Source organism: Cryobacterium sp. Sr3, assembly GCF_004402835.1.
Lineage (GTDB): Bacteria > Actinomycetota > Actinomycetes > Actinomycetales > Microbacteriaceae > Cryobacterium > Cryobacterium sandaracinum.
On record NZ_SOFA01000001.1, the window covers coordinates 109,682 to 130,396 of the forward strand.

General features: G+C 66.1%; 20 protein-coding genes and 2 pseudogenes. 17 read left to right on the forward strand and 5 right to left on the reverse strand.

What is annotated here, in order from left to right; genetic code table 11:
• Positions 1 to 16 precede the first annotated feature (16 nt).
• The 13 genes from E3N94_RS00500 to E3N94_RS00560 all read left to right on the forward strand — a co-directional run bounded on the left by E3N94_RS00500 (position 17) and on the right by E3N94_RS00560 (position 11,405).
• A complete protein-coding gene (locus E3N94_RS00500) occupies positions 17 to 820 on the forward strand; it encodes an L-threonylcarbamoyladenylate synthase (RefSeq protein WP_104099698.1) in 804 nt (267 codons plus the stop codon).
• A gap of 2 nt (positions 821 to 822) precedes the next feature.
• The gene (locus tag E3N94_RS00505; protein ID WP_134343230.1) at positions 823 to 2,046 is read left to right on the forward strand and encodes an MraY family glycosyltransferase; all 1,224 of its coding nucleotides are present in this window, start codon (positions 823 to 825) and stop codon (positions 2,044 to 2,046) included.
• Complete coding sequence (locus tag E3N94_RS00510) at positions 2,043 to 2,528, forward strand: hypothetical protein (RefSeq protein ID WP_134343229.1); 486 nt, start codon at positions 2,043 to 2,045, stop codon at positions 2,526 to 2,528. The genes E3N94_RS00505 and E3N94_RS00510 overlap by 4 nt, the downstream gene beginning before the upstream one ends.
• A gap of 179 nt (positions 2,529 to 2,707) precedes the next feature.
• The gene (atpB, locus tag E3N94_RS00515) at positions 2,708 to 3,490 is read left to right on the forward strand and encodes a F0F1 ATP synthase subunit A (protein WP_104099701.1); all 783 of its coding nucleotides are present in this window, start codon (positions 2,708 to 2,710) and stop codon (positions 3,488 to 3,490) included.
• Positions 3,491 to 3,541: 51 nt separating this feature from the next.
• Positions 3,542 to 3,772, forward strand: coding sequence for an ATP synthase F0 subunit C (atpE, locus tag E3N94_RS00520; RefSeq protein ID WP_174720104.1), 231 nt, complete (start codon positions 3,542 to 3,544; stop codon positions 3,770 to 3,772).
• Between the two features lie 11 nt (positions 3,773 to 3,783).
• Positions 3,784 to 4,326, forward strand: coding sequence for a F0F1 ATP synthase subunit B (locus E3N94_RS00525; protein WP_104099703.1), 543 nt, complete (start codon positions 3,784 to 3,786; stop codon positions 4,324 to 4,326).
• Positions 4,326 to 5,123, forward strand: a complete 798-nt coding sequence (locus E3N94_RS00530; protein WP_104099704.1) for a F0F1 ATP synthase subunit delta — start codon at positions 4,326 to 4,328, stop codon at positions 5,121 to 5,123. Before E3N94_RS00525 ends, E3N94_RS00530 begins: the two co-directional genes overlap by 1 nt.
• A gap of 86 nt (positions 5,124 to 5,209) precedes the next feature.
• A complete protein-coding gene (atpA, locus tag E3N94_RS00535; RefSeq protein ID WP_104099721.1) occupies positions 5,210 to 6,847 on the forward strand; it encodes a F0F1 ATP synthase subunit alpha in 1,638 nt (545 codons plus the stop codon).
• A 103-nt stretch (positions 6,848 to 6,950) separates the two neighbouring features.
• Positions 6,951 to 7,853 carry a F0F1 ATP synthase subunit gamma gene (locus tag E3N94_RS00540; protein WP_104099705.1) on the forward strand — a complete coding sequence of 301 codons (903 nt, stop codon included), beginning with the start codon at positions 6,951 to 6,953 and terminating at the stop codon, positions 7,851 to 7,853.
• Between the two features lie 18 nt (positions 7,854 to 7,871).
• Positions 7,872 to 9,335: a F0F1 ATP synthase subunit beta gene (gene atpD, locus E3N94_RS00545; RefSeq protein WP_104099706.1), complete on the forward strand. Its 1,464-nt coding sequence runs from the start codon at positions 7,872 to 7,874 to the stop codon at positions 9,333 to 9,335.
• A 2-nt stretch (positions 9,336 to 9,337) separates the two neighbouring features.
• Positions 9,338 to 9,604, forward strand: a complete 267-nt coding sequence (locus tag E3N94_RS00550; protein WP_104099707.1) for a F0F1 ATP synthase subunit epsilon — start codon at positions 9,338 to 9,340, stop codon at positions 9,602 to 9,604.
• Between the two features lie 5 nt (positions 9,605 to 9,609).
• Positions 9,610 to 10,380: a peroxide stress protein YaaA gene (locus E3N94_RS00555; protein ID WP_134343227.1), complete on the forward strand. Its 771-nt coding sequence runs from the start codon at positions 9,610 to 9,612 to the stop codon at positions 10,378 to 10,380.
• A 44-nt stretch (positions 10,381 to 10,424) separates the two neighbouring features.
• On the forward strand, positions 10,425 to 11,405 hold the full coding sequence (locus E3N94_RS00560) for a malate dehydrogenase (RefSeq protein WP_134569595.1): 981 nt from the start codon (positions 10,425 to 10,427) through the stop codon (positions 11,403 to 11,405).
• A gap of 390 nt (positions 11,406 to 11,795) precedes the next feature.
• Here E3N94_RS00560 and E3N94_RS00565 read toward each other — a convergent pair whose 3' ends face one another.
• The 3 genes from E3N94_RS00565 to E3N94_RS00575 form a co-directional block, all read right to left on the reverse strand.
• Positions 11,796 to 12,416: a DNA-3-methyladenine glycosylase I gene (locus E3N94_RS00565; protein ID WP_134400912.1), complete on the reverse strand. Its 621-nt coding sequence runs from the start codon at positions 12,414 to 12,416 to the stop codon at positions 11,796 to 11,798.
• Positions 12,413 to 12,913, reverse strand: a complete 501-nt coding sequence (locus tag E3N94_RS00570; protein ID WP_134373546.1) for a methylated-DNA--[protein]-cysteine S-methyltransferase — start codon at positions 12,911 to 12,913, stop codon at positions 12,413 to 12,415. Before E3N94_RS00570 ends, E3N94_RS00565 begins: the two co-directional genes overlap by 4 nt.
• A gap of 96 nt (positions 12,914 to 13,009) precedes the next feature.
• A complete protein-coding gene (locus E3N94_RS00575; RefSeq protein ID WP_166785310.1) occupies positions 13,010 to 14,128 on the reverse strand; it encodes a N(5)-(carboxyethyl)ornithine synthase in 1,119 nt (372 codons plus the stop codon).
• A gap of 83 nt (positions 14,129 to 14,211) precedes the next feature.
• Here E3N94_RS00575 and E3N94_RS00580 point away from each other — a divergent pair, with 83 nt between their 5' ends.
• The 4 genes and pseudogenes from E3N94_RS00580 to E3N94_RS00595 form a co-directional block, all read left to right on the forward strand.
• Positions 14,212 to 15,174: an aldo/keto reductase gene (locus E3N94_RS00580; RefSeq protein ID WP_104099713.1), complete on the forward strand. Its 963-nt coding sequence runs from the start codon at positions 14,212 to 14,214 to the stop codon at positions 15,172 to 15,174.
• Between the two features lie 70 nt (positions 15,175 to 15,244).
• Entirely contained in the window at positions 15,245 to 15,835 is a 591-nt protein-coding gene (locus tag E3N94_RS00585) for a TetR/AcrR family transcriptional regulator (protein WP_104099714.1), read from the forward strand.
• A gap of 8 nt (positions 15,836 to 15,843) precedes the next feature.
• Positions 15,844 to 17,427 (forward strand): annotated as a pseudogene (locus tag E3N94_RS00590) (ABC transporter ATP-binding protein); the annotation flags it as partial.
• Positions 17,426 to 18,532: pseudogene (locus E3N94_RS00595) on the forward strand (ABC transporter ATP-binding protein); the annotation flags it as partial. The pseudogenes E3N94_RS00590 and E3N94_RS00595, both read left to right, overlap by 2 nt.
• Positions 18,533 to 18,620: 88 nt before the next feature.
• Here the strand turns inward: E3N94_RS00595 and E3N94_RS00600 are convergent.
• Both E3N94_RS00600 and E3N94_RS00605 read right to left on the reverse strand, forming a co-directional pair.
• Positions 18,621 to 19,013: a TraR/DksA C4-type zinc finger protein gene (locus tag E3N94_RS00600; protein ID WP_104099715.1), complete on the reverse strand. Its 393-nt coding sequence runs from the start codon at positions 19,011 to 19,013 to the stop codon at positions 18,621 to 18,623.
• A 183-nt stretch (positions 19,014 to 19,196) separates the two neighbouring features.
• Positions 19,197 to 20,715, reverse strand: a 1,519-nt coding sequence (locus E3N94_RS00605) for a molybdopterin-dependent oxidoreductase (RefSeq protein ID WP_241987015.1), incomplete at its 5' end; no start/stop codon positions are given.

The window sequence follows — 20,715 nt, forward strand, 5'->3', positions numbered from 1 at the left end:
AGTAGAATCAGGCACAATGACTCGCATCTATGACTGCTCGGTTGACACGGAATACGCAGCCGGCATGAGGCTCGCGCGCTCGGCCATCGGTCGCGGCGCGCTCGTTGTCATCCCCACCGACACGGTCTACGGCGTCGCCGCAGACGCCTTCGACCCGGAGGCGGTGCAGCGCCTTCTCGACGCCAAGGGCCGCGACCGTTCCTCGCCGCCGCCCGTGCTGATCCCCGGAATTCCCACCCTCGACGCCCTGGCCCAGAACATTCCGCAACCGGTGCGCGAGCTCGTCGCCGTGTTCTGGCCCGGTGGTCTGACGGTGGTGCTGAACGCCCAGCCGTCGCTCGCCTGGGACCTCGGTGACACCCGCGGCACGGTGGCCCTGCGGATGCCGAGCAACCCGGTTGCCCTCGACCTCCTCTCCGAGACGGGACCCTTGGCCGTGTCATCCGCCAACACCAGCGGCCGGCCCTCCGCGATCGACGCGGAAGGCGCCGAAGAGATGCTCGGCGGCAGCGTGGCCGTCTACCTCGACGGCGGAACGGCCGGACTCGGCTACGAACCCATCGGCGACCGGCCCGGGGATACCTCGTCGACCATCGTGGATGCCTCCGGCTTCGACTCCAACGGTGGCAAGGTCGTCATCGTGCGGAACGGCGTGATCTCACGGGAGGCCATCGAAGGCGTCATCGGAGAGGCGCTCGCGCCGATCGGGTTCGGCGCGCCTGCGGACAAGCCCGCTGCCGAAACCACCACCGAGTCGGCCACCGAGCCCGTCACCGAAGTGAGGGCCGAACCGGTCGATCCCACGGCAGACGCTCGATAGCCATGACCGTCTTCGTCCTGCTCAGCCTGGTCTCGGCCCTGGTGACCTTCGGGTTCTCAGTTCTTGTACTCAAGCTCAGTCACCGCTACCGCCTCTACCCGAAGATCCGCGAGCGCGATGTGCACACGCGGCCCACGCCCCGCCTCGGCGGAATCGCGATCTTCGTCGGCATCGTCGCCGCCTTCGGTGTGGCCTACCTGGTTGCGGCCCGCTTCGCGCCGCTGCGACTCATCTTCAGTGACCCCCAGCAGATCCTCGCCATCCTGGGTGCAGCCCTGCTGATCGTGCTGCTGGGAGTGGCCGACGATCTCTGGGACCTCGACTGGATGACCAAACTGGCCGGGCAGTTCATCGCTGCCGGCCTCATCGCCTGGCAGGGCGTGCAGGTGTTGTCGCTGCCGATCGGCGGCCTGACCGTCGGGTCGTCCTGGATGTCGATCCTGATCACCGTGATCGTGATCGTGATCGTGATGAACATGATCAACTTCATCGACGGGCTCGACGGACTCGTGGCCGGCGTCGCGCTCATCGCGAACGGAGTGTTCTTCCTCTACAGCTACCTGCTGGCCCGGGACACCTCCCCGAGCAACTACTTCAACCTCGCCTCACTGATCGCTGCCGTCCTGGTGGGTGCCTGCGTCGGCTTCCTGCCGCTCAACTGGCGGCCGGCGAAACTGTTCATGGGTGATGCGGGCGCCCTCCTGGTGGGTCTGCTGATGGCCACGTCCGCGATCGCGATCACGGGCCAGGTCGACCCGACCGCCGTGAACCGGTCGCAGCTCTTCCCGGCGTTCATCCCGATCATCCTGCCCGTCGCCATCCTGATCATTCCGCTTCTCGACTTCGGTCTGGCGGTGTTCCGGCGCGTCCGGGCCGGCAAATCACCCTTCAGCGCCGACCGCAAGCACCTGCACCACCGGCTACTGGACATGGGCCATTCGCACCTGCATGCCGTTTTGATCTTCTACGGCTGGACCGCTGCGGCATCCGTCGGTTGCCTGCTCTACTTTCTGCTCCCGGTGTATTTCGGGCTGCCCACCTGGTATGCCACAATTTTCCTGATCGTCGCGCTGCTGATCTGCACCCTCGTCACGCTGGCTCCGTTGAGTCGGCGCAAGGCCGTCGAGTCCGCCAGCCAACTCGCCCGAACGGCCGAACACAGAGAAGAAATCGCCCGACTCGACCGCCTCGATGAGGCGTCGGCGACGGTGGAGGAAAACGTATGAACGCACCCGATCCCACCAGCTTGCCCACCACGCTCCGAGCGGTGCCATCGAACGCCAGGGGAGTCCTGACCGCAGTCCTTCGATACACAGGCTTCCTCGCGATTGCCATCGCGATCGTCGGCGGCGGACTCGGCTACCTTTTTGCGTCAACCGAAGGCCTCATCAGCGCCTTCATCGGCACCGCGCTTGCCGTGCTGTTCGCTTCGATCACTGCCGTGAGCATCATCGGGGCCATGCGGTTCGACATTGCCGCTTTTTTCGGCATCGTGATGGGGGCATGGCTGCTGAAAATCGTCGTGTTCATCGTGATACTCGCTCTGCTTCGGGATGCTTCCTTCGTGCAGACGACAGTTCTGTTCATCACCGTCATTGCCGGAGCCATCGGCACCATGATCGTCGACGTCCTGGTGGTCTTCCGCTCCCATCTGGGCTACGTGAGTGACGCCGTGCTCCCAAAAAAATCCGACCACCCCAGGTCCTGACCGGAACAGGGACGGTCGATTAGTCGCCGTGAGCGAAAGTTGATAGAGTCAAAAAACTGTCACCGGCCGCAGTGTGATCCACTGCGCCACAGACCACACTTGACCATTGTCGCCGTTGTGCATCCGCACAGAAACAGGAGATAGCGCTGTTGTATTACGCTGCGAACTTACTGGTTCCCATGGCTACCGGCGATGAGTTTCAGGCTCCGGGCATCAGTGAGTTCCTTGGTCTCCCCGCGTTGTTCTTTGAGGGAACGCCCTTCGAGATCAACCGGATCATCCTGGTCCGCATCCTCGCCGTAGCCGTGATGCTCCTGCTCTTCTGGCTCGCCCTGCGCAAACCATCCCGAGTCCCTGGCCGCGGTCAGAGCATCGCCGAGCTTGTACTGGGTTTTGTCCAGGTGCAGATCGCCGATCAGATCCTCGGCAAGGAGATGGGTCGCCGTTACCTGCCCCTGTTGGCCGGCATGTTCTTCGGCATCCTTGCGATGAACGTCACGGGCGTAATCCCGGCCCTGAATATCTCGGGCACGGCACTCATCGGCATGCCCCTGCTGCTCGGTCTCGTCGCCTACGTCGTGTTCATCTACGCGGGTATCAAGCAGCTCGGCGCCGCCAAGTTCTTCAAGAATTCGCTCTTCCCGGCCGGTGTGCCGTGGCCGATCTACATCTTGCTCGCCCCGATCGAGTTCATCAATATCTTTATCGTGCGGCCGATCTCGCTCGCTTTGCGACTCCTGCTCAACATGATGGTCGGACACCTCCTGCTCGTGCTGTGCTTTGGGGCGACGAGCTTCTTCATCTTCACTGCAGGTGGCTGGTTGGGGCTCTTCGGAATCGGGACGCTGGCGTTCGGGTTCATCTTCACTTTCGTCGAGTTCGCCGTGTTCATCCTCCAGGCGTACATTTTCACCCTCTTGACCGCGGTGTACGTCCAACAGGCCGTGGCTGAAGAGCACTGACACACACAACTGCGTCGACCGACGTCGTTTTCGATTGAAAGGACACACATAGTGGAATCCACCATTCTTGCCGAGATCACCGGCAATATCGCCACCGTAGGCTACGGTCTTGCCGCGATCGGCCCGGGTATCGGCATCGGTATCGTCGCCGGAAAGACCGTTGAAGCCATGGCTCGCCAGCCCGAACTCGCAGGCCGTCTCCAGGTCACCATGTTCCTCGGCATAGCGTTCACGGAGCTCCTTGCATTCATCGGTGTAGCCGTCTTCTTCATCTTCGTCTAGGGATCGCCACCATGCCTGAGCTTGTTCTGGCAGCAGAAGCGGAAACGAATCCGTTCCTTCCTGCCATCTACGACATCACCTGGTCGGCTGTTGTCTTCCTGGTCGTCATGGTCTTCTTCGTGCGCTTCGCGATCCCGCGCTTCCGCCAGATCCTCGACGATCGTGCGGAGGCCATTGAGGGCAACATCGCCAAGGCAGATGATGCCCAGCGCAAGGCCGAAGCTGCTCTCGAGCAGTACACGACCCAGCTGGCCGAGGCGAGGGCCGAGGCCGGCAGGATCCGCGACGCCGCCCGCGTCGACGGACAGACGATCGTGAACGAGCTCAAGGAGCAGGCCGTCATCGCCGCCGCTCGGGTAACCGCGACGGCGAAGGCTCAGATCGTGGCCGAACGACAGGCCGCAGTGATCTCCCTGCGCAGCGAAGTCGGCACACTGGCCATCGACCTGGCCTCCGGCGTCATCGGCGAAAGCCTGACCAACGACGAAAAGGCCAGCGGCATCGTCGACCGATTCCTGGCTGACCTCGAGGCCTCGGAGAAAGTGGTCCGGTAATGGGTAGCGCCACCAGGGAAGCCTTAGTCTCAACACGGGCGGTTCTGTCCCGTCCCGGGGGAACGAACGACCTCGCGACCGGCGTCAATTTGTTGAACTCCGGTCGTGTGATTGGCCACACGTCACAGCTCCGGTCGGCTTTGGTCGACCCGTCAGCGGATGCGGCGGCGAAGGCCACCCTCGTGAGCGCAATCTTCTCGGGCGCAATGACGCCGACCGCGCTGGAGCTGCTTCAAGCCGCCTCCGCCGCACGCTGGTCGAACCACACCGATCTTCTGGCCGGCATCGAAGACCTCGGCCTGCGGGTGATTGCGTCTTCGGCCACTGTCCCCGGGCAGGTCGCGGAGGAACTGTTCGCGTTCGGCAAGACCGTGTCGTCCAACGGCGAGCTCGAGCTCGCCCTCGCCTCAAAGCTCGGCACCACAGCGGCCAAGGTGAGTGTTGTTGACGCCCTCCTGGCCGGCAAGGTCTCCGAACAGACGCTCGCGATTGTTCGACACCTGGTGCAGCAGCCCCGCGGCCGCCGCATCGGAGAATTGCTGCGCTACGCCGCATCCATCGTCGCGGACCAGTCAGACAGCTCGATCGCCACGATCACGTCGGCCGCCGCGTTGGCTCCGGAGCAGGTTGATCGCCTTCGAGCCAGCCTCACGGTGCGCTATGGGCGTCGGCTCACGATCAATGAGGTTGTCGACCCCGAAATTGTCGGGGGCGTCCGCGTTCAAATCGGTGACGACGTCATCGATGGCAGCATTGCCACCCGTCTTAAAGATCTGAGAATCCAGCTCGCTGGCTGACCGCTTCAGTCAGTACCACACACCTCGGGACGGCAGCGTCTCGTGCACGACAGAACCTGTACACCCAGTACAGAAAAGGGAAGATGATGGCAGAACTAACGATCAGCCCCGATGAGATCCGTGACGCTCTCCAGGACTTCGTGAAGTCCTACGAGCCGAACAAGACCGCGACGACCGAGGTTGGCTACGTCACCACGGCCGGCGACGGCATCGCGCACGTCGAGGGCCTTCCCAGCGTGATGGCGAACGAGCTCATCACGTTCGCGGACGGCACCCTCGGCCTCGCCCAGAACCTGGACGAAGACGAGATCGGCGTCGTCGTTCTCGGCGAGTTCGCCGGCATCGTCGAGGGCATGGAGGTGCACCGCACTGGTGAGGTCCTCTCCGTACCCGTCGGCGACGGCTACCTCGGCCGCGTCGTCGACCCGCTGGGGGCGCCCATCGACGGGCTCGGCGAGATCAAGAGCGAAGGCCGCCGCGCGCTGGAGCTACAGGCACCCGGCGTGATGGACCGCAAGTCGGTTCACGAGCCCATGCAGACCGGAATCAAGGCCATCGACGCCATGATCCCGATCGGACGCGGCCAGCGTCAGCTGATCATCGGAGACCGCCAGACCGGCAAAACCGCGATCGCGATTGACACGATCATCAACCAGAAGGCCAACTGGGCGACGGGCGACGTGAACAAGCAGGTTCGTTGCATCTACGTCGCCATCGGTCAGAAGGGTTCCACGATCGCCGCCGTCAAGGGTGCGCTCGAGGATGCCGGAGTCATGGAGTTCACGACCATCGTCGCGTCCCCGGCCTCCGACCCGGCCGGCTTCAAGTACCTCGCCCCGTACACCGGCTCGGCCATCGGTCAGCACTGGATGTACGCCGGCAAGCACGTCCTCGTCATCTTCGACGACCTGTCCAAGCAGGCCGAGGCCTATCGTGCGGTGTCGCTGCTTCTGCGCCGCCCGCCGGGACGTGAGGCGTACCCCGGTGACGTGTTCTACCTGCACTCCCGTCTGCTCGAGCGTTGCGCCAAGCTGTCCGACGCCCTCGGTTCCGGATCGATGACCGGCTTGCCGATCATCGAGACCAAGGCGAACGATGTCTCTGCCTACATCCCGACCAACGTGATCTCGATCACCGACGGCCAGATCTTCCTGCAGTCCGACCTGTTCAACGCCAACCAGCGTCCCGCGGTCGACGTGGGCATCTCGGTCTCCCGAGTCGGCGGTGACGCTCAGGTCAAGTCGATCAAGAAGGTCTCCGGCACTCTGAAGCTCGAGCTGGCGCAATACCGGTCGCTCGAGGCCTTCGCGATGTTCGCCTCCGACCTCGACGCGACGAGCCGTCGCCAGCTCGGTCGTGGCGCACGCCTGACCGAGCTGCTCAAGCAGCCGCAGTACTCGCCGTACCCCGTCGAAGACCAGGTCGTCTCGATCTGGGCCGGCACGAACGGCAAGTTCGACGAGGTGCCCGTGGCCGACGTCCTGCGCTTCGAGCGTGGCCTGCTCGACCACCTGGGCCGCACCACGAGCGTACTCACGACACTGCGCGACACCAACGTTCTCGACGACGCGACCATCGCGACGCTCGAGATCGAGGTCGACAAGTTCAAGCAAGGATTCCAGACGGGCGAGGGCAAGCCGCTCGCCTCGGTGGGCAAGGAAGTCTTCGAGGCGATTCCCGCTGACAAGGTCAACCAGGAAAAGATCGTCAAGCACCGCCGCTAAGTGACATCGGCCGCGCTCCCGACTCGTTCGAGCCGCGGGGCGCGGCCGGCATCACTCGATCGTCCGCACCAATTCAGCACTGACAAGGAAGCACAGGAGACACATGGGAGCGCAACTTCGGGTCTACCGGCAGAAGATCAAGTCTGCCCAGACGACTAAGAAGATCACTCGGGCCATGGAGTTGATCTCTGCCTCGCGCATTCAAAAGGCCAAGGCTCGCGTCGCCGCGTCAACCCCGTTCGCTCGTGCCGTCACGCAGGCGGTGTCCGCGGTAGCGACGTACTCGAATGTCGCCCACGTGCTCACGACCGAACCGGAGAAGATCGAGCGCGCTGCGGTCGTCATCTTCGCCTCCGACCGTGGTCTCGCGGGGGCGTTCAGCTCGCAGGTGCTGCGTGAGGCCGAATCGCTCAGCGAGCTGCTGCGCAGCCAGGGTAAGGACATCGTCTACTTCCTGGTGGGTCGCAAGGCCGCGTCGTACTTCAATTTCCGCCGCCGCGTCTCCGAGCGCATTTGGACCGGTTCCACCGATCAGCCGCAGTACGAGACCGCATGCGATATCAGCGACGCGCTGCTCGAGGCCTTCCTCCGCGAAGCGGACGACGGTGGCGTCGACGAGATTCACGTCGTCTACAACCGGTTCGTCAGCATGGTCACCCAGCTTCCTCAGGTTGTCCGGCTGCTTCCCCTCGAGGTCGTGGAGGGCGGTGAGGAGCCTGGTGATAATCAGGTCCTGCCACTCTATGAGTTCGAACCGGACGTTGAAACGGTGCTGGACTCGCTCCTGCCCGTCTACATCGAGAGCCGTATCTTCAACTCCATGCTGCAGTCCGCCGCAGCCGAGCACGCCGCACGTCAGAAGGCCATGTCATCGGCCTCCGACAACGCGGACAAGCTAATCAAGGACTACACCCGGCTGTCCAACAACGCCCGGCAGACCGAGATCACGTCGCAGATTTCCGAGATCGTGGGTGGAGCCGACGCGCTCTCATCCGCCAAGCACTAAACCAGAGAAGAGAGAGCTATGACTGACACCGCAACCGCGCCAGTCCATGCACCGGTCGAGACCGTGGCCGTGGGCCGGATCGCCCGGGTCACGGGCCCGGTCGTCGACATCGAGTTCCCGCACGACTCGATTCCGGGCATGTACAACGCACTGAAGACCACCATCGTCATCGGTGATGTGTCGACCGTGATCACGCTCGAGGTTGCCCAGCACTTGGGCGACGACCTCATTCGCGCCATCGCGCTGAACCCGACCGACGGTCTGGTTCGTGGCCAGGAGGTCCGGGACACCGGCTCGCCCATCACGGTTCCCGTCGGGGACGTTACCAAGGGGCGCGTGTTCAACGCCATTGGCGAGGTGCTCAATGCGGAGCCCGGCGAGAAGATCGAAATCACTGAGCGCTGGCCCATCCACCGCAAGCCACCGCCCTTCGACCAGCTGGAATCCAAGACGCAGCTGTTCGAGACCGGCATCAAGGTCATTGACCTGCTAACCCCGTACGTCTTGGGTGGAAAGATTGGCCTGTTCGGTGGTGCCGGCGTCGGCAAGACCGTTTTGATCCAGGAAATGATCCAGCGTGTCGCGCAGGACCACGGTGGAGTGTCCGTGTTCGCCGGTGTCGGTGAGCGCACCCGTGAGGGCAACGATCTCATCCACGAGATGGAAGAGGCGGGCGTCTTCGACAAGACCGCCCTCGTGTTCGGCCAGATGGACGAGCCGCCGGGGACGCGTCTGCGCGTCGCCCTCTCCGCGCTCACCATGGCCGAGTACTTCCGCGATGTTGCCAAGCAGGATGTGTTGCTCTTCATCGACAACATCTTCCGGTTCACTCAGGCTGGCTCTGAGGTGTCGACCCTTTTGGGCCGTATGCCCAGCGCTGTGGGCTACCAGCCGACCCTGGCCGACGAGATGGGCATCCTGCAGGAGCGCATCACGTCGACCCGTGGCCACTCGATCACGTCGCTCCAGGCCATCTACGTGCCTGCTGACGACTACACCGACCCGGCCCCGGCGACCACGTTCGCCCACCTCGACGCCACCACCGAGCTGTCGCGTGAGATCGCTTCGAAGGGCCTCTACCCGGCCGTCGACCCGCTCACCTCGAGCAGCCGTATCCTCGACCCCCGCTACCTGGGTGCCGATCACTACAACACGGCCGTTCGCGTCAAGGCGATTCTGCAGAAGAACAAGGAACTGCAGGAGATCATCGCGATCCTCGGTGTCGACGAGCTTTCCGAGGAAGACAAGGTCACCGTCTCCCGCGCACGCCGCATCCAGCAGTTCCTGTCGCAGAACACCTACATGGCCAAAAAGTTCACGGGCGTCGAGGGGTCCACGGTATCGCTTAAGGACACCATCGAATCCTTTACGGCGATTGCCAATGGTGACTTCGACCACGTGGCCGAGCAGGCTTTCTTCAACGTCGGAGGCATCGCCGACGTCGAAGAGAAGTGGGCGAAAATCCAGAAGGAGAACGACTAGTCATGGCCGATTCTTCGCTCAAGGTCAGCGTCGTCGGGGCGGACCACGAGGTGTGGTCCGGCGAGGCGAGCATGGTTGTCGCCCGCACCGTCGAAGGCCAGATCGGAATCCTCCCCGGGCACGAGCCCATGCTGGCCATCCTGGCCAGCGGTGAGGTGCGCGTGACCCTGAGCGGCGGCGAGAAAATCGTCGCCGAGGCGGCGGACGGCTTCCTGTCGGTTGCCAACGATGTGGTCACGATCGTCGCTCGCAAGGCAGAACTCGTTTAGTCAGTGTGCTGATCCTTCTGCCGCCGTCCGAGACGAAACGTCACGGGGGCATCGAATTACCGCTTGACCTGCAGAGCCTCACGTACCCGTCGCTTGGACCCAAGCGGCGGGTACTTGTGCGTGCGCTGCAGTCGCTTGCGAAGCATCCGGATGCGATGATGTCGGCCCTAAGACTGGGTCGCACGCAGTCCGCGGAGGTGGAGCGCAATCGCGTGCTGTCCTCCGCCGCCACAATGCCGGCCATCGACCGGTACACCGGCGTCGTCTATGACGCCCTCGACGCCGCCAGCCTCTCCCCGCTGGAACGCGACTGGGCAGGCCGGAACGTCCTCGTGCATTCCGCCCTGTTCGGGCCGGTCGGCGCTCTCGATCTCCTCCCGGCCTACCGGCTGTCCTGCGATTCCAGGCTGCCGGAGCTGCCTCTGAAGAAGCACTGGGCGGGCGCTGTGGGTTGCGTTCTGGCGGGGTCAGCGGGGCTCCTGCTGGATCTCCGCTCGAACGGGTACGTGGCGCTCGGCCCCGCGCCGGTGCGGCCCGACGCGGTGTTTCTGCGCGTGGTCACGGAGACGGCGGACGGCCAGACGCGAGCCGTGAACCACTTCAACAAGACGGCCAAGGGGAACTTCACCCGGGCTCTGATCCGGCACGGTCGGTCCTTCGACACCGCCGTAGAGCTGCTCGACTGGGCACCGGGGGCAGGCTTCGATTTGCGCCCGGGAGCGGTCCGGGAACTGAATCTCGTCGTCGCCGCCGAGGTTGCCGCAACCCGAGGCTGACGCGGGCACATTCCGGCCCTAGGCTGGCTTTCGTGTCCACACCAATGAATGTCACCGTCACCGGCGCCGGCGGACAGATCGGCTATTCGCTGCTCTTCCGGATCGCGTCCGGAGACCTCCTCGGCCCGACCGTTCCCGTCAGCCTGACCCTGATGGAGATCCCCTCGGGGCGCGCAGCAGCCGAGGGCACCGCCCTCGAACTGCAGGACTGCGCGTTCCCTCTCCTGCGCTCCGTGACGGTCACCGAAGACCCCGTGCGCGCCTTCGACGGCGTCAACATCGCCCTCCTGGTCGGATCCCGCCCTAGAGCCGTTGGAATGGAGCGCGTCGCGCTGCTCGAAAGCAACGGCCGCATCTTCGGTCCGGTGGGGGCCGCCCTCAACGCGGGCGCGGCATCCGACGTGCGCGTGCTGGTCGTGGGCAACCCCGTCAACACCAACGCCCTGGTGACGAGTGCCTTCGCCCCCGACATCCCCGCCGACCGGTTCACCGCCATGACGCGACTGGACCACAACCGCGGCATCGCTCAGCTAGCAAGCCGGCTGCAGGTGCACGTCGCCGAACTCGACGGTCTCACCATCTGGGGAAACCACTCCGCCAGCCAGTACCCGGATGTCTTCCACGCCACCGCCGGGGGATGTCCGGTCTCCGAGCTGGTGGCGCAGGACTGGCTCGTCGACGACTTCATCCCCCGGGTGGCGAACCGAGGCTACGAAATCATTCAGGCCCGCGGGGCATCGTCCGCGGCCTCCGCGGCCAGCGCAGCCATCGACCACGTTTACGACTGGGTCAACGGGACCGGTGAGCGGTGGACCTCGGCGGGCGTCAGCTCCGACGGCTCTTATGGCGTCCCGGAGGGGCTCGTATGTTCCTTCCCGGTTCGGGCTGTCGACGGCCGCTGGCAGATCGTGCCGGACCTGGCTATCAACGCGTTCTCGCGGGCGAGGATCGACGCGTCCGTCGCGGAGCTGATCGAGGAGCGCGAGGCCGTACGGGCACTCGGCCTGCTGCCGTCCCTCCGATAGACGCGCGAGTCCTGATGGCTGGGGGGCGATGAGGATTCGCGGATGGGGGCTTCGAAGCGGTTGTTTTCGATGCACACGTCGGAGAGCCGTGACCGCGAAAGGGAGGGGGATGAACGTGCGCTCCGACCGCCGTATGTCTGAGTCCGAGGCCTCGCGGCGACTCCGTCGAATTGGTTCGACACCGGACACGGCGCTCCGCCCGTGATGAACGGCGTCCACACGGTGCAGTCAGGGCTGAAGTGCAGGCGCGACAGAACCAATCGTTCAGGACTTACTCGCCTCGAGGAGCACCTCACGCACAACAGCCCGTGGCCGTCAGGGCGGCGGTTGGCAGCGTGGCGGCTGACAGGGCGGCGATCGGCATAGCGTCAGCCGAAGGCGTTGTGGTGGTCAGGCGTCGTTCGACCGATGGCATCCGCTCAGGTGGTCGTCGACGAGGCCGGCCGACTGCATCAGGGCGTACATGGTGGTGGGGCCGACGAACGTGTAGCCCCGGGTGCGCAACTCCCGGCTCAGTGCCATCGATTGCATTGTGGTCGCCGGGACCTCGCCGCGCTCCCGCAGCCGGGGGCCGCGGGCTTCGGGCGCGAAGCTCCAGATCAGCTCGGTCAGGCTCTCGCCGAGGTCTCGGGTGACCCGGGCGTTCCGGATGGTGGCCTCGATCTTGCCGCGGTGCCGGATGATGCTCGCATCCGCGAGGAGCCGGGCGACGTCGACGTCGTCCATCACGGCCACGCGGTCGACGTCGAAGTCGTAAAAGGCGGCCCGGAAGGCCGGCCGACGTCGCAGGATGGTGATCCAGGACAGGCCGGCCTGGAACCCCTCGAGGCACAGCTTCTCGAACAGCAGCCTCTCGTCCCGGAGCGGACGCCCCCACTCTTCGTCGTGGTAGCGCTGGTATTCGGGGTCGCCGCCGACCCAGCCGCAGCGGGTGAGCCCGTCATCGCCGAGCTTCAGTGAGGCGGATGTCGTGGCCTCGGCTGGCAGCGCGCTGGTCGCCGGGGTGCTCATGAGCGGTGCTCGATGCCCTCGTGGTCGAGGAGCCAGACCTTGGTGGGCACTCCGCTGCCGCCGCTGTAGCCGGTGATGCGACGGTCGGCGGCGAGCACCCGGTGGCAGCCGATCAGGATCGGAACGGGGTTCGCCCCGACGGCGCCGCCCACGGCCCGGCCGGACCCCGGCTTGCCCAGCGATCGTCCCAGCTCGCCGTACGAGGTCGCCTCGCCGAAGCCGAGCTCGGACAGTCGCTGCCAGACGCCCTGCTGGAACGCAGTGCCCCCGCTCGGCGCCACGGGCAGGTCGAAAACCGTGCGGGTGCCGCCGAAGTACTCCGCCAATTGGCGCGCGGCCCGGTCGAGCAGGGGCGACGGGGCTTCCGGGGTCTCGTCGAGGGGCAGCTGTCCGTCGCGTTCGATGGAGAGGGAGAGGATGCGCTCGGCGTCACTCGTGAGTTCCAGCCGCCCAATGGGGCTGGGCAGCCGGATCAGGAAGGTTTCGATGGTCGTCATGCCTCGACTGTAGTCGGCGGCGCCCTGCGCACAGCGCGGGTTTCGGACCTGGCGTGGAAGGAGGGCCGGGCTGGGCTGGGGAGGAGCCGGCCGGCTTCAGGCGAGCCGGGTGTGGGGATACTCGGGGGAGCGGTGCTGGAATGCCAGGATGTCGGGATTCCGGATGATCCCCTCGTGGATCTCGATGGCCCGCCGAAGGGTCTCGTTGGCGGTCCAAGCGGCCTCGCCCGCAAGGACCTCGCGCAGGTACGGCAACAGCGCCTCGCTGATCTCCCACGTGGCGGAGTTCCAGAGGTACGACGGGCTGTGGTCGACCGCGTAGTAGGTGACGTTGGTGCCGACCCGGAAGGTCGGTTCGTCGAACGTCGTCGATTTCGCCCAACTGAAACCCATGCCGGTGTCGCAGGACACGTCGATGATCAGCGACCCCGGGGCCACCATCGGAAGATCATCGTCGCTCAGGAAGATGAGCGGGGCATTTGGGTCCTGCAGCACGCAGTTCACGATGACGTCGTGGCCGGCGAGAAACTCGGGCAGTGGCACCCGTTCGTTTCCCGGCAGGGCGAAGTTCCCGTTCGTGCCGTCGCCGTGGTCGAGCTGCACGATCTGGGCGGAGTGGATCGGGGAGCTGACCGCGGTCACGTCGCGATTGGTCAGCACCGTGACATCGTAGACACCGAGTGCGTTGAGCGCCGTCACGGCGCCCCGGGCGGTGGCCCCGAAGCCGATCACCGCGGCACGCTGCTTGCGGCCGTAGTCACCCGTCGAACCGATCAGGGACAGGGCGTGCAGCACGGAGCAATACCCGGCGAGCTCGTTGTTCTTGTGCAGCACGTGCAGGTGGAACTCGCCGCCTCCGGTCCAGTGGTTCATCGCCTCGAACGCGATCAGGGTCAGCCGCTTGTCGATGGCAAGCTGGGTGAGTTTCTCATCCTGCACGCAGTGCGGCCAGCCCCAGAGCACCTGTCCGTCGCGCAGTGCCGCGACATCCGCCAGCAGAGGCTTTGCGAGCAGGATGACGTCGCACTCCCGGATGAGGTCCGCGCGCGAGCAAAGCCCTCCCACGAGCGGGGCCAGCTGCTCGTCCGACACGCCGAACTGCTCTCCGTAGCCCCGCTCGAGAAACATTCGCTCCCGGAGGTCCGGATCGATCCGTTCGACATGTGACGGATGAATGGGCAAGCGCCGTTCATTCGGCTTACCGGAACGCGACATGACGCCGAGCGTGAAACGACTCACTGACACCCCTTTGTAGTTGAGTCCTGTTTAGCACAGGCCGGCGAGCCTAATGTGGAGGGATGGAGCAGATGGAGTACCGCAGACTGGGCAATTCGGGGCTCATGGTGTCCACGATCGGGTTGGGCTGCAACAACTTCGGACGCGCCGGAACCGCGACGGAGAGCCAGGCCGGAACCACCGCCGTCGTCAACGCGGCCGTCGACGCCGGGATCACCCTGTTGGACACGGCCGACATCTACGGCGCGGAACGCGGCCTCAGCGAGACCCTGATGGGTTGCGCGCTGCGGGGCAAGCGCGACCAGATCGTGCTCGCCTCGAAGTTCGGCATGGACATGAACGGTCGGAATGGACCCGACTGGGGCGCCCGCGCCTCACGTCGCTACATTCGACTGGCCGTCGAGGCGTCCCTCCGGCGCCTGCAGACCGACTGGATCGACCTCTACCAACTGCACCAGCCTGACCCGAACACCCCGATCGAAGAGACCCTGCAGACCCTCGACGACCTCATCCGCGAGGGAAAGGTGCGCTATATCGGCCACTCCAACCTGGCCGGCTGGCAGATCGCCGAGGCGGAGTTCACCGCCCGGCTGACGGGGCATCCGCGGTTCGTTTCGGCGCAAAACGAGTACAGCCTGCTGGTGCGTGACGCCGAAGACGAGGTGCTGCCGGCCGTCAACGCCTACGGGCTCGGCTTCCTGCCGTTCTTCCCCCTCTACAACGGGCTTTTCACAGGCAAGTTCTCTCGTGCGGGCGGCCCCGCCGACAGCCGCATCATGATGGTCCGGCCGCACCTGGCCCGGAACGCGCCCTGGGACGTCATCGAAAAGTACGAAGCGTTCTGCGACCAGCGCGGCGTGACCATGCTCGCAGCCACCTTCGCCTGGCTGCTGGCCCAGCCGGGGCTCACCAGCATCATCGCCGGAGCAACCCGCCCGGAACAGATCCTGCAGAACGCCACCGAGGGCAGCGCGTGGAGGCCGTCGCCCGAGGACGTGGCCTGGATCTCGGACCTCTTCGCCTGAACCGTCCTCTCTGGAACCCGAACCCCGATTCCACTTTGTGAGTGAGCGCTCACTCATAAAAGCTGGGGGGATGTCCGTCAAACCTGCGCGCGCGAAAGCCCTGTCCGTCGAGGACCGGCAGTCGATGATCCTCGACGCGGTCACGCCGCTGCTGATCGAGCACGGCCAGACCGTCACCACTCGACAGATCGCCCAGTGCGCCGGGATCGCCGAGGGCACCATCTTCCGAGCCTTCGACAGCAAGGACAACCTGCTCCGGGCGGCCATGGACCGTCAGCTCGACCCCGAGCCGTTCCGTCTCGAACTTGCCGCGCTCGACCGTGAGCTCCCGCTCGAGGAACGGGTGCGCGCCATGGTCTCCCTGCTGCGCCGCCGCTTCGCGCAGGTCTTCGCGCTGATGACGGCGGTGGGCTCGATGGGCAGACCCCACACCCACGACGTCGCGCACGAGTTCACCGTGCTGCTCGCCGACGTGCTCGCGCCTGACCTCCTGCGCCTCACGGTTGCCCCGGAGCGTTCAGGGCAGGTCATCCGGATGATCGCGCTTGCGGCATCCGTGCCCCACATCACGGCCGGCCCCGACTTCGACGACGATGAGCTCACCGCCCTCATCCTCTACGGCATCATCGGCTTCCCGACGCCGCCGAACGCCCCCTGCTAGGAGATCCGATGCTCTGGAAACTGCTCGTGAAATACCTGCGGCCGTACCGGCGGCTGCTGGCGGCCGTCGTCGTGTTCCAGCTGGCCCAGTCGATCGCCTCGCTCTATCTGCCCACCCTCAACGCCGACATCATCGATGAGGGCATCGCCACGGGAGACACCGTGTACATCCTGCGCATCGGTGGTCTGATGCTGCTGATCACCCTGTTCCAGATCGTGTGCGCGATCGTCGCCGTCTTTTTCGGCGCGAAGGCCGCCATGGGGCTCGGACGCGACCTGCGCGGCGCTGTCTTCACCCGGGTCGGCGAGTTCTCCGAGCAGGAGGTCACCCGGTTCGGCGCCCCGTTGCTGATCACCCGGTCGACCAACGACGTGCAGCAGGTGCAGATGCTCGTGCTGATGACCGCCACCATGATGGTCACCGCACCGATCCTGTCCATCGGCGGCGTGATCATGGCCGTCCGGCAGGACGTGCAGCTATCCTGATTGATCGCCGTGAGCGTGCCCGTGCTGTTGATCGCGGTCGGGCTGATCATCGCGCGGATGGTGCCGCTGTTCCTCCTGATGCAGACCCGCATCGACACGGTGAACCGGGTGCTGCGGGAACAGCTCACGGGCATCCGCGTCATCCGGGCGTTCGTGCGCGAAGACGTCGAGTCCGTGCGGTTCGGCAAGGCGAACGTGGATGTCACCGACACCGCCCTTCAGGCCGGCCGCCTGATGGCCCTGATGTTCCCGGTCGTCATGCTCGTCCTGAACGTCTCCAGCGTGGCCGTGATCTGGTTCGGGGCGTTCCGGATCGAGGACGGGTCCATGCAGGTCGGCACCCTGGTTGCCTTCCTTAGCTACCTGATGCAGATCCTGATGGCCGTGATGATGGCCACGTTCATGGCCGTGATGATCCCGCGGGCGACCGTGTCGGCCGACCGGATCGGCGAAGTGCTCGAGACCGAGTCCAGCGTGCGCCCGCCGCGCCACCCCGTCGTCGACAGTATCGGCCGCGGAGAGGTGGAACTCGTGGACGTGGGCTTCGCCTACCCCGGCGCCGAGCAGCCGGTGCTCTCCGACGTGAGCTTTACCGTGCATCAGGGGCAGACCACCGCGATCATCGGCAGCACCGGATCGGGCAAGACCACCCTGGTCAACCTGCTGCCTCGCCTCTTCGACGCCACCAACGGCAGCGTGCGGGTCGACGGGGTGGACGTGCGCGAGCTCCACCCTGACCTGCTCTGGGGCAGCATCGGGCTGGTGCCGCAGAAGCCGCATCTGTTCTCCGGCACCGTGCGCAGCAACCTGCTCTATGGCAAGCCCGACGCCACTGAGGCGGAACTCTGGGAGGCACTGACCATCGCGCAGGCCCGCGACTTCGTGGCGGAGATGCCGGACGGCCTCGATGCCCCGATCGCGCAGGGCGGCATGAATGTGTCCGGCGGGCAGCGGCAGCGCCTGGCCATTGCCCGGGCCCTGGTCAAACGGCCCGAACTCTATATCTTCGACGACTCGTTCTCCTCGCTCGACTTGGCGACGGATGCTCGGCTGCGCGAGGCACTGGCCGTCGGCACGGGTGGCGCCACCATGGTGATCGTCGCCCAACCGCCTCCCGCTGCGCTACTTCGACACGGTGCAGCGAGGCGAGCTGCTCAGCCGGGTCACCAACGACGTGGACAACGTCTCACAGAGCCTGCAGCAGTCGCTGAGCGAGGCCGTCACCTCTCTGCTCACCGTGGTGGGCGTCATCGTGATGATGTTCCCGCTCTCGCCTCTCCTGGCCCTGATCGCCCTGGTCACAGTGCCGCTGACCCTGGTCACGACCGTCCTGATCGCCCAGCGCTCGCAGAAGTTGTTCGTCGCCCAGTGGACCCACACCGGCGAGCTGAACGGCCAGATCGAGGAGACCTTCACCGGCCACGCCCTGGTCAAGGTGTTCGGCCGCCAGAAGGAGGTCGAGCAACGCTTTTGGGCCAAGAACGACGAGCTCTACGAGGCCAGCTTCGGCGCCCAGTTCGTCAGCGGCCTGATCATGCCGGCGATGACATTCATCGGCAACCTCGTCTACGTCGGGATCGCCGTCGTCGGCGGCCTCCAGGTGGCATCCGGGGCCATGCAGCTCGGCGATGTGCAGGCGTTCATCCAGTATTCCCGCCAATTCACCCACCCGCTGGCCCAACTCGGGTCGATGGCGAACCTGTTGCAGTCCGGCGTCGCCTCCGCCGAGCGGGTCTTCACCCTGCTCGACGCCGATGAGCAGAGCCCCGACCCGGAGCGCGCCGAGGCACCCACGACCGCCCACGGCCGGCTGGTCTTCGAGAACGCCTCGTTCCGCTACACGGCGGACAAGCCGCTGATCGACAGCCTCAGCCTGGTGGCCGAGCCCGGCCAGACCGTGGCCATCGTGGGCCCCACCGGGGCAGGCAAGACCACCCTGGTGAACCTGATGATGCGCTTCCACGAGCTCGACGCCGGCCGGATCACGCTCGATGGCGTGGACGGGCGCCGAATGACCCGCGACGACCTGCGTGGACGTATGGGCATGGTGCTGCAGGACACCTGGCTGTTTGGCGGCACGATCCGCGACAACATCGCCTACGTGCGTCCAGATGCCACGGAGAAGGAGATCCTGGACGAGGCGACCAGCTCCGTCGACACGCGCACCGAGGTGCTCGTGCAGAAAGCGATGCGCGCCCTCCGCGCCGTCCGGAACGAATTCGACGGAGATTTTGCCCAAAGCGGCCCTAGAATGACCAAAAACCGCTCTGGAGACCAGAATCTCCGTCGAATTGGTTCAGTCAGGCCCGGCGGTGCGCCTCCAACTCGCGCGCGCAGTCGATGCACAGCTCCGCGGACGGCCGGGCCCCGAGTCGTTCCCGGCCGATCGGTTCGCCCCGGCGGGTGCAGAACCCGTAGCTGCCGTCCACGATGCGCGCCAAGGCCTGGTCGATCGCCGCAGACTGCGCCGCCAGGTCGCTGTGCACACCCGAGATGCGCGACCACTCCATGGTCAGGGTGGGTCCTTCGGGGTCGTGCTCGTCGTCGGCGGTGCCGGTGTTTCTGGCCTTGATCACACCGTCGAGGGTGGTGCCGATCCGGCCGAGCGTGATGTCGAGGTCGCGGCGCTGATGGCGGAGCAGCTTCTCGAAGTGCCGCAGGTCGGCGGGGGTCAGTTTCGTCCGGGTGGGCATGGGCGTCTACTCCGCCGCCGGGGGGCGACGTGAGCCGCCGGCGCGCACTGTCGATCCGTCATTCCGGTGCATGATTCCCGTCCTCTCAAGCCGGGCACGGCAATGCGCCGGCACGCTGCGTGGTTCTCGCTGTTGAAGATACGCCCGCGCCGGCCGGCTGCCGCGGGACTGCGAGGGGTCGCTTCAGGCGACCGTGACCGGGATATCGTGCAGGCCGGTGGCCCCATCGGGGATCACGTCCCGGCGCACGGAAGTCTGCACCAGGCCCGCGGCATCCGTCGCCCGCACCCGCAGGGTGTGCCGCCCGGCCGATGCCGGCCAGACCCAGCTCCACTGGCGCCAAGTGTCGGCCGAGATCGCGTCGGCCAGGGTCGCGTCGTTCCAGGCTCCGTCGTCAACTTGCACCTGCACGCCGCGGATGCCCACGTACTGCGACCAGGCCACACCCGCCACGATCACCGGTCCGGCCGCGACGTCGGTGTTCCGGCTCGGCACATCGATCCGGGAGGAGAGCTTGACCGGTCCTCGGGCGGTCCAGCCGCGCGTCGTCCAGTAGGCGGTCTCCCGGTCGAAGCGGGTCACGTTCAACTCGACCACCCATTTCGTGGCCGACACGTAACCGTAGAGCCCGGGCACGACCATACGCACCGGGTAGCCGTGCTCGAGGGGGAGCGGCTCCCCGTTCATCCCCACCGCGAGGATCGCATTGCGGTCGTCGGTGAGAACCTCCAGCGGGGTGCCCGCGGTCCAGCCGTCCTCGCTGCGGGAGAGCACCATGTCGGCCCCGGCGAGAGGCCGGGCCCGCGCCAGCAACAGGCGGATCGGGTAGCCCAGCCAGGTCGCGTTGCCGATCAGGTCGCCGCCGACGGCGTTAGAGACGCAGGCGAGAGTGGTCGTGCTCTCCTCGAGGGGCAGGGCGAGGAGCTCGGCGAAGTCGATCTCGATCTCCCTCTCGACCATCCCGGTGACCGTCAGCGTCCAGGTTCCCGGGTCGATCCGGGGCACCTGCAGGGCGGTGTCGATGCGGTAGAAGTCGGCGTTCGGGGTGATCAGCGGAGTGAGGCCGGGGAGGTCCAGAGCGGCACCGTCTGGGATCGGGGCACCGGGAACGGCCGCGGCCGGCAGTGTGAAGCGCGCGCGCGCCGCATCCGTCGCCCGGATACCGGCCGAGATCAGCTGCCCGCCGGCCGCGGCGAGCACGCCCAGGCCGGCGCTGGCCCCGGCCCAAGCCAGGAACCGACGGCGGTCCGGAGCGGATGCCTCGGCGCCTCCGGGCGTGCGGCGCAGCTGGGCGACCATCACCGTGAGGAGCACGGCCGAAACGACCATCGCCAGCACTGCGGGCATCGCGTCGAGGGCGGCGGTGTTCTCCCGGGACAGCACCGCGAAGACGGCCAGCGCGCCGGCCAGGGCCACGAGGACCCGGCCGATCGGCGCCCGCCGGAACTCCAGCACCCCGGCGGCGGCGGCCAGCACCACGGCACCGAGCGCGACGCAGAACACCAGTACGACCTTGTCGGCCGTGCCGAACAGGGCGATGACTAGTTCCTTCAACCAGGCCGGGGCACGGTCGATGACCAGCGCGCCGACGGCGAAGATCGGGCTGCCCACCGGGGCGAGCAGGGCGGCCGTCAGCTCGGCCGCGCCGAGGCCGGCCAGGGCGGCGGCCACGCCGGCCGTCGCGGGCCGCCCGAGCCGTGCC